6 protein-coding genes are annotated in these 8,899 nt (G+C 45.1%); 4 read left to right on the top strand and 2 right to left on the bottom strand.

The window, feature by feature from the left end; translation table 11 throughout:
- Nucleotides 1-370: 370 nt before the first annotated feature.
- From nhaA to L0J61_RS06565, 3 genes are all read left to right on the top strand, one after another.
- Nucleotides 371-1,573, top strand: coding sequence for a Na+/H+ antiporter NhaA (gene nhaA / locus L0J61_RS06575; RefSeq protein ID WP_301465530.1), 1,203 nt, complete (start codon nucleotides 371-373; stop codon nucleotides 1,571-1,573).
- 119 nt (nucleotides 1,574-1,692) lie between these two features.
- Nucleotides 1,693-2,283, top strand: a complete 591-nt coding sequence (locus L0J61_RS06570) for a DUF2799 domain-containing protein (RefSeq protein ID WP_301465529.1) — start codon at nucleotides 1,693-1,695, stop codon at nucleotides 2,281-2,283.
- 49 nt (nucleotides 2,284-2,332) lie between these two features.
- Nucleotides 2,333-3,694: an oxygenase MpaB family protein gene (locus L0J61_RS06565; protein ID WP_301465528.1), complete on the top strand. Its 1,362-nt coding sequence runs from the start codon at nucleotides 2,333-2,335 to the stop codon at nucleotides 3,692-3,694.
- Between the two features lie 80 nt (nucleotides 3,695-3,774).
- Here the strand turns inward: L0J61_RS06565 and L0J61_RS06560 are convergent, their stop codons facing one another.
- Entirely contained in the window at nucleotides 3,775-4,509 is a 735-nt protein-coding gene (locus tag L0J61_RS06560) for a CoA pyrophosphatase (protein ID WP_301465527.1), read from the bottom strand.
- A 492-nt stretch (nucleotides 4,510-5,001) separates the two neighbouring features.
- Here L0J61_RS06560 and L0J61_RS06555 point away from each other — a divergent pair, with 492 nt between their 5' ends.
- The gene (locus tag L0J61_RS06555) at nucleotides 5,002-5,565 is read left to right on the top strand and encodes an NUDIX hydrolase (protein WP_301465526.1); all 564 of its coding nucleotides are present in this window, start codon (nucleotides 5,002-5,004) and stop codon (nucleotides 5,563-5,565) included.
- Between the two features lie 137 nt (nucleotides 5,566-5,702).
- On the opposite strand, the gene L0J61_RS06550 is transcribed toward L0J61_RS06555, so the two are convergent.
- On the bottom strand, nucleotides 5,703-8,780 hold the full coding sequence (locus L0J61_RS06550) for an insulinase family protein (protein ID WP_301465525.1): 3,078 nt from the start codon (nucleotides 8,778-8,780) through the stop codon (nucleotides 5,703-5,705).
- Nucleotides 8,781-8,899: the final 119 nt, after the last annotated feature.

Here is an 8,899-nt window from a genome sequence, read left to right as displayed (position 1 = left end):
TTTTATGTCAATTATGGCTACGTCTGATGCCAGCATACTTTTTAGAACACCACCAGATAAAAGTATAAAAAAGACCAAAAACATCTAAAAGTCTGCTAAATTTGTCTAAGAGCTTATTGTATAACAACCACGTCCGGTAGAATAGAGCTAATAACCGATAACAGTTCAGAAAACTCTACCAGCTTTATAATTCCAACGAATATCGTACAAACAGCTGAAAGTATGACTTTGGATTGACGTATTTTGTTGTCTATATCAATAAGAGTATGAGAAACTAAGGTTATCTAAGAAATTTGAAGTTTTTGATTATTTAATGACTTGCACCAGGCAAGCCATCTTTAATACATTGTATTTATTGAATGAGGGTGATATGGCAATACAAAGGGTTAAGAGTTTTTTTGAACTTGAGGCGGCAGGAGGTATCGTTCTAGCAATGGCCGCCATAGCTGCGATGATCATTGCCAACTCCCCTCTCAGCGTGTGGTACGACAGCTTTATCCACGCCCCTGTTGCTGTTCAGATTGGCGATTTCGCTATTGCCAAAGACGCTCACCACTGGATCAATGACGGTCTGATGGCGGTGTTCTTTTTCTTAGTCGGACTCGAGCTCAAGCGTGAAGTGTTGGTTGGTGAGCTTTCCAACATCAAACAAATCATCTTGCCTGCTGCTGCGGCAGTGGGTGGCATGATCGTACCTGCGATTGTCTATATACTCTTCAACCTAAATGAGCCTGAATATTGGAAAGGCTGGGCCATTCCTGCTGCGACTGATATTGCATTTGCGCTTGGTATTTTGAGCTTATTAGGTAGTCGTGTCCCCAACTCTCTCAAAGTATTTTTGGTCTCTATTGCTATCTTTGATGATATCGGTGCCATTTTAATTATCGCTTTATTTTATACTAGTGAGTTGTCATTACAGTCGTTGGCGTTAGCCGCGTTGTGCTTGCCATTCTTATATTTACTGAACCGCCGCAACGTCACTAGTATCACCCCTTATCTGCTGATTGGTGTGATCATGTGGGTCGCTGTCTTAAAATCAGGTATTCACGCTACCTTAGCAGGCGTGGTCTTAGCGCTATTTATCCCAATGTTGGATCGCACAGATCCTGAGCATTCTCCACTTGAAGAATTGGAGCATGATTTACACAACACCGTCGCTTTCGGGATTTTACCAATATTTGCCTTTGCCAACTCAGGTATCTCGCTCCAAGGTGCCGGCTTGGCTGAGCTCTTCCACTCCGTACCACTCGGTATTGCCGCTGGTCTGTTTATTGGTAAACAAATCGGTGTCATGGTGATGTGTTGGTTCATCTTTAAGCTTGGTATTTCAACCATGCCAAAAGGTATGGATTATAAGCAAATCTACGGGGCATCGTTATTATGTGGTGTTGGTTTTACCATGAGCCTATTCATCGGTGGCTTGGCGTTTGCAGGCGACACAACCATGTTTGATGAGCGCCTAGGTATTATCATGGGCTCTATTGCCTCTGGTATCGCAGGTTACCTCGTACTGAAGGCCAATCTAAAAGACAGTGATAGTGCGACATCTATTGATTTGACGCGTTCTCACTGATTGATAAGATAGCAAGCCACTTATCAGTTTAACGACTCATAAGTGGCATTCGGCTTTACAAGTTAAGTTGTTTTAATCCAGTTTTTTCTTACTTGTGTTTACAATCATAGGAGATAACCGTGCTAGGATTTGTACATCGACTTTCGCTTAGCCTGCCTGTTCTGGGCAGTATTGTTTTGCTATCAGGCTGCGCCACCCTGTCCAAACAAGAATGTCTCATCGGTGACTGGGAGACTATCGGCTATAATGACGGTGTGTCAGGTTACCAGTCAGACCGCTTAGCCTCTCACGCCAAAGCCTGTGCCAAAGCCAGTGTCGCCCCTGATTATTCAGCATGGGAGCGCGGTCGCCAACAAGGGCTAAAACAGTACTGCACGACTAATAACTCATATAATCTTGGTAAAAGTGGCCGCGATATAAATAACGTCTGCCCAGCCAGTATGGCAAGTGCCTTGGAGCGGGCAAACCAACGCGGTCTCGACTATTACGAATTAGAATCTCAAATAGATGAGGACAATCGCCTAATAGATAAATATCAAGACGAGTTCGACAAACTCGAAAGTGGCGATATGCTGGGCTTTGATAGTGAAAAAGAAGCACGTGCTCGATTGTTGTCACTCGCCGACGAAATTCGTAAAGCAAAGCGCCGTATCTACAGCTCAGAAAGACAGCTCGACTTATTCAATCAGCAAGATAGATATAGATATTAACATCATCAGCATGGTGACATGCCCATGCTAATGAAGGCAACTGATACCTATGACCCCACTCAAGAGCAGTAATAAAGCGACAACCGGCACATCAGACAGCACTCAGTCTTCAAAAAATCACTATCAACGTCATGGGCGTACCACCACGATTGGTGAGCATAGCGACCTACAAGTCTTGCAACGCATCAAACGTTATTTACTACCCAAAAACTTTACCATCTCACCAGATTTATTGAATGAGATGGTCGAAGGCTACGATATCGGTGACCCACTGGCAGACAGCCTAACCACTGATAGCATTCGTTTCTCAAGACCATTGCAGCAGTTCATTATCGATGACGAAGTAGATAATCAATTAGCAAACAATGCTTCCTTCGCGGTATTGACTGAACAATTCCGTCGCCATCCTGATTGGTTTGATCCCAAACTTGCTCATGTTGGTGCGGTTGCTTACCGTCGATATCCGTTGATGCTGATTTGGTTATTGCGCAATGTCGCACTGATGGCAGGTTATAGCATCCCTGCTCTGTCCCTTCCGCTCATTCAAACAGGTGCACTGACGAATGATGCCTTGCCACGATTAATGCGTACCTACGCATATATTCTGGCCGTCTCCGAACATCCTACAATACGTGCCTCAAATACAAACACGCAGACTAACCGTCCATCTATCGAGCAAGTGCTAGCAGTTGGCTCAGAAGGCTGGCGCCAATCTATCAAAGTACGTCAGATTCATTCCTTAGTCCGTCAAAGCTTACTCAAAGGCAAAGGGCATGCTGCCGCTAGCGATATAGTAGGCGCTGATCATTATCACAATCCTGATGGTAGCTGGAATACCAACTACTGGGGCATCCCTATCAATCAAACGGATATGATCGCCACGCATTTACAGTTTTCGTTATTGATTATGCGCGGGCTACGCTTACTAGGGGCTCGAATCAGTCAAAAGGAAGCTGAGGGAATCCTGCATCTGTGGAATCTTGCCAGCTATTGGATGGGGGTTGATTTAGATCGGTTACCAAAGGATGAAACCGCTTGTTGGGAATGGCTCTACACCTATCTCTCTATTCAGCAGCTTGACTTTACAATGGGTAAGCCTCTAGCAAAAGCGTTGCATGATTTACCACGACAGCTAATGGGCGAAGACAATCGTAAAGGACGTTTTGTCGAAATGGTCAACGCCAGTGTGACGCGCACCCTCGTCGGTGATGATATCGGTGATGGCTTGGACTTGCCAAAATCAAAAATGCGTTTTGGGGTTTTGTCTTCAGTACCTATTCTATTTACTCTCGACACAGCACGGCAGCACAATCAATCTGTGGCCGCAAAACTAGAAGCATTTCGCGCCAAACGGCAAGACAATATGAATTGGTGGCTAAAGAAAAACGACAGTTACTACAAACAACCATGATTCGATGCGAAGCTCCTTGCCCTACTTAACGGCGGAATAAAACCATAGCATTAGCAATTCATATTGGGGCGTGTTGAACATTATGACCGTGTATCTTGTACGCGGTAATACCATTCGAGCTGCCGATCAAAGCCAGTTTCTAATAGACTAGCAATCACTCGTCCTGTCAGTCCCCACACCGTCTCACCATCGACCTGCCAGCTGGGCGTGAGTATCGTCGCTACCTGATCTTGCATCGCATACTCTATCGAATATTCTACCGTAGGTTGTGTGAGTAGCGCTTCAAAATCAGCCCAAAAAATGCGAGAGATTTCCCCGATTTCTGGCACCAGTACTAAATCAGGCGCAATGAGAGCCACGATCGGACGGACGCTCATGCCGCTTTTGGAGGTTTGCATGGGCAGTTGACCGAGCAACTGGACTTTGCTTGGTAGTAGTGCCGTCTCTTCACAGGCTTCACGTAAAGCCGTGACGACATTATTGCCATCACCTATCTCATACTTCCCGCCTGCACAGGCGACTTCACCAGCATGACTCTTCATATGAGCAGCACGGCGCGTGAGTAATAACTTAGGATGACGTTCATGCGTGATGGCCACCAATATAGAGGCATCAGCGATGGGCGTTTTATACAGACTGTCTAAGATACGAGCACTACGCGATACATGATGCCCACCTTGCATCACTGGATTGAGCATATCCAGCGTTTCATTCTGCACACGCTCCGCCAGCTTCCTGAGCGTTGGATAACGTATAAAAGAAGGTGCAGCGACTGTTAATTCATCAAAACTAACAGTCTCCGGAGGAAGTAACATGACAGTTGCCCTATGTTTTTATTGCTATATTTTTATTAATACGTCTTTATCAATATGTCTTTATCGACATTCAGTATCATTATGATGACTTATCCAAAATAGATTTTAAGAACAAAGCAAACCATAAATCAATATTTATTTTTTGACATAAATCCCAAACAAAAACAGTAGAATATGGCTCTCTATTTTAACGAACGTCGATATCGGATTGGCTGCTCTATCTTAGACTAGCGTAATATCTGATCAGCTGCATGCTATTTATGTGACTGGGACTTGATAAGTAGCGGTATTCCCTAAGGGATTTCTAAGTAGACAATCCTATTTTTGCAAATACCAAGCTGAGTTACTGTTATCATGATGATGTAAGCTAAGAATATGTGCTATCTTAGGATGATAACGGCTCAGGATAATCATATTCTCCTGCATCGCTTTCACAGTATCATTACCAACCATTTTCATCACGCTTCATATTCTTATAACAAGGCAGTTGATATGCAGTATTGTCTCAAATGCGGTCACAAAGCAGAACGAAAAATACCACCCACGGATAATATGCCTCGCTTGGTCTGTCCAAGCTGCAACTATATTCACTACGAAAATCCAAAAGTGATTTGTGGCACGCTGGTCGTACATAAAGACAGAGTACTACTATGTCGCCGTGCTATCGAGCCGCAGTATGGCTTCTGGACTCTGCCAGCTGGCTTTATGGAAAACGGTGAAACCATGGCAGAAGGTGCTGCTCGTGAGAGTTATGAAGAAGCAGAAGCGACTGCTATCAATCCACATTTATATTGCTTGTATGATATTCCAGATATCGGACAGATTTATAGCATCTATATCACCGAGTTAAAAGACGGTGCATATGGCGTTGGCTCAGAGAGTCTCGACTGTGCCCTTTTTAGTGAAGAGGATATTCCATGGGATGATCTTGCTTTTGAAGCAGTACGTCGCACCTTAACAAGCTACTTTGAAGATCGTCAGCAGTTCACCGAGTTATCTGATTTTCCAATACATCAAGATCATATCGGCAAAGACCAAAGTATCAAACGTTATTAGTCCATATTGGACACCACAACCTTAAAAAGCCAAGCATCATGCTTGGCTTTTTAGTATTCAGTGACGATTTATGTTTAACAACGATTTATCTTTAATGACAAATAAAGTGCGTTAAACATGCCTTATTACTTTTACTATCAGCTCTTTATTTTGCTGACACTGAAGCCTAGGTTTTTAACTTCCTCTTCTTTCTCATAAGGCGCGAGTACCGCACGGACATGCTTTTGTCCTTGTAGGTACTGCTTGGCAACACGCTGCAAGTCTGCCACTGTCACCGCCAAGATCGACGCACGCATTTGACGTTGCCAGTCAGCCCCGCGATGATGTAAATCAGCGAAGCATGCTTTGACAGCTTCACCTGCTGGCGAGCCTGGCTTATCCATGCCTGAGATGATACCCAAAATAGCTTCTTCTAACTGCTCATCGGATTGCGGCTCATTCAATAACCATTCAATACTAGCATCGAAATGTGCAAAGGTCTCAGCACACTGCGGATCACGATAGCTAAAGAATTTAAAGGCACAGGCATTGGCATCATATCCTGCTCCACCGCCATACGCACCGCCCCGCTCACGAATAGCGCTATGTAAATAACCGTTGCGCAAATAAGGTGCCAGTACCATCAACGCTACGATATCAGGATGGTTGGCCGCAGGTACCGTGTAAGCACTGGCGTTATGATAAACATTGGTGGGCACTAGCCATGCCAAATCCTCAACATCAATAGCAGCGCCACTTTCTGCTCCCTTGGTCGCATCTTTGTCACCATTTAGCGCCGTATTGAGTTGCAAGTCTGCAAACTCGCTTGGCACATGGCTGTCGATGTCTGCACCAGTGTTTTTCAACTGCTCAGCAATTTTCGGTGCTTGGCTATCTTGCCAACTATTGACGATGAGACTGCTCAAACGTTCGGTTTGCTCGGCTTCGCAGATAATGGCTGCATGCTTGGGCAGGCTGATTAAACGCTTGTGCAAATCCATCAAGCTGGTGGCAAGCCTATCCCACTGTGCATCGTCTGTACTGGCATGCGTCAAGAAGTCCTTGAGTGCGCTCAATGCGGGCAAACCGCTGCGGACATATTCAAGCTGCGCTTGACGGCTCATACCACGACTGGCCGTTTGTAGAGCATAGGCATGCCCTGCACCTGCAAGATTTGACTGCCAACTGGCACTGCGCTGCTGCAAGATTTCTTTGATACGGTCATGCTCACCAAAGACGCTATGCTCCATCACTTCTTTGAGCAGCTCTATCGCTTCAGGCTTGCGGTTTAGTGCACGCGTTGCCACCACAAAGTAACTGCTAATCGCTTGATTATCGTCGATGTCAGTACGTTGACTGATGCGAGCTGTCACTCCTGACGAGTGTGCCGCTTGCTTTGCCTGCATTTCATGAGCGGTTAATGAATCCGTACCCAGCTCGGACAACAAGCTCAAATAAATAGGCAGTAACGGATGATTGATCACATCATTCACTGGCAACTCATCGCTGTTGCTATTACCAATAGCATCGGTCAACGGTACGATAACTTGATAATAGTAGATACCGTTGGTTCCGGCTTCGTATTCAAATAAAGTACTGTCCTGCCCGCTTAACTGTACTGATTTTTGTGTGCCTTGTTTAAAGCTAATATCGGTCGGTACGTCTTCTAAACCCACTTTTGGCAATAAGCTTAAATCATCAGGCGCTGCCTGGCGCGCTGCCAAGTCTAGCTTCTGTTGACGCAGGGTTTCTTTATCATCATTGCTTAGATTCTTAGCGATGTTATCCAGACGGTTTTGTTCTTCTGCCGCCAAACGGGCTGACTTTTCACTATCAGGTGTCAATGTGACACGGACTCGATGCTGATTGTCTAACAAATGGGTTTTGATTAAACTTGGTAACCATTGCTCATCTTTGACCTGCTCACGTAGCCACTGCAAATGCTCGTCAACTTCCCACACATCGATAGGGTTGCCGTCATGAATGGCGGTGCTAAATCCTTCGAGCATCAAATTCAAACCATAAGGGATACTGTCACCACCGATATGACGCTGATCTATCTCTATCTGATGCAATATAGTCTCGATGGTTTCATCATCGATAGCAGCACTGGCAACGTCAGTGAGCAAGTCCATAATACCCTGCTCTACTGCTTCAGCATGCTCAGGATTTGAGCCACGCAGACCGGTATAAAAAACCATTTCATAATGGCTGTCATCGAGTCCGAGTAGCGGACTTGGTGCTTTACCCAGTGGGTGGCTGTCCAAATAAGCACGCAGCGGTGAGCCTGCATGTTCAACCAACACGCCTTCTAATAAACGCAATGCCAAACGCTGCTTCGGATCGGTAATCGATGGCAATAACCAAGCCACCACATGATGGGTTTGGTCTGGACCAGCCTCGTCCACAGTATAAGTATCAGTGGCGCTAATCGGCGCAGACAGACGCGCTTCTGGGCGTGATACGTGTTTTTTTCCTGCCTCAAATTGAATCAAAGCATCTTCATGAATTTTGGCTTGGGTTTCAGCGACTAGGATATTACCAAAGCTCATTATCACGCTGTTTGATGGATGATAGTGGCTATGATGAAACTCAACCAACTCAGGATGAGTTAAATCAGGAATATCTGCAGGGTCGCCGCCTGAGTTGTAGTGATAAGTCGTCGTTGGGAACAAGTGATGCGCGACGGTATGATATAACTGATCAATTTCACCGCTCATCGCCCCTTTCATCTCATTAAAGACAATGCCTTTGAATTCTGGTTTATCATCGTCGTCTAACTCTACGCGGATACCTTCTTGGGCAAAATCGAGTGGATGAATATTTGGGAAAAATGACGCATCGAGATAAACTGACAGCAAATTGAAATAGTCATTTTTATTTTGCGTCGCGTACGGAAACGCTGTCCAATCTGCTGCGGTCATCGCATTCATAAAGGTGTTTAACGAACGCTTGATCATCGAAAAGAACGGATCTCTCACTGGGAATTTTTCAGAGCCACACAGAGCCACATGCTCTAGTATGTGTGCTTCACCTTTAGAATCCATTGGCTGAGTACGAAAGCCCACCAAAAAAGCGTTTTCGTCACTCGGATGCGCCAAATGATAATGCATGGCACCTGTTTTGACGTGTTGACTGATCAATACGTCCATCGAGAGCGCCTCAATATGGCGGTGTTCAAGCAACTCAAACGCAGGATGCAAAGTCAAATCAGCAGTAAATAACGTGTCGGTCATAATTGTCCTTATAGATTGCCCCAACTTTATTGAAAATAACGTGCTATCGACGACGAAATGACGCGATTGACGATAACATGCAATCAGGGTAACAATAGATAAATAGTGAATGTTGTGCT

Source organism: Psychrobacter sp. (assembly GCF_030457785.1).
Taxonomy (GTDB): domain Bacteria; phylum Pseudomonadota; class Gammaproteobacteria; order Pseudomonadales; family Moraxellaceae; genus Psychrobacter.
The sequence above is the reverse complement of the archived record's forward strand: the minus strand, read 5'-3'. Positions and strand labels throughout refer to the sequence as shown.

What these genes read in the sequence shown, in the direction of transcription:
- L0J61_RS06560 (WP_301465527.1), bottom strand. Translation starts at nt 4,509, where the DNA reads ATGTTACTTCCTCCGGAGACTGTTAGTTTTGATGAATTAACAGTCGCT.
- L0J61_RS06565 (WP_301465528.1), top strand. Translation starts at nt 2,333, where the DNA reads ATGACCCCACTCAAGAGCAGTAATAAAGCGACAACCGGCACATCAGAC.
- L0J61_RS06555 (WP_301465526.1), top strand. Translation starts at nt 5,002, where the DNA reads ATGCAGTATTGTCTCAAATGCGGTCACAAAGCAGAACGAAAAATACCA.
- L0J61_RS06550 (WP_301465525.1), bottom strand. Translation starts at nt 8,780, where the DNA reads ATGACCGACACGTTATTTACTGCTGATTTGACTTTGCATCCTGCGTTT.
- nhaA (WP_301465530.1), top strand. Translation starts at nt 371, where the DNA reads ATGGCAATACAAAGGGTTAAGAGTTTTTTTGAACTTGAGGCGGCAGGA.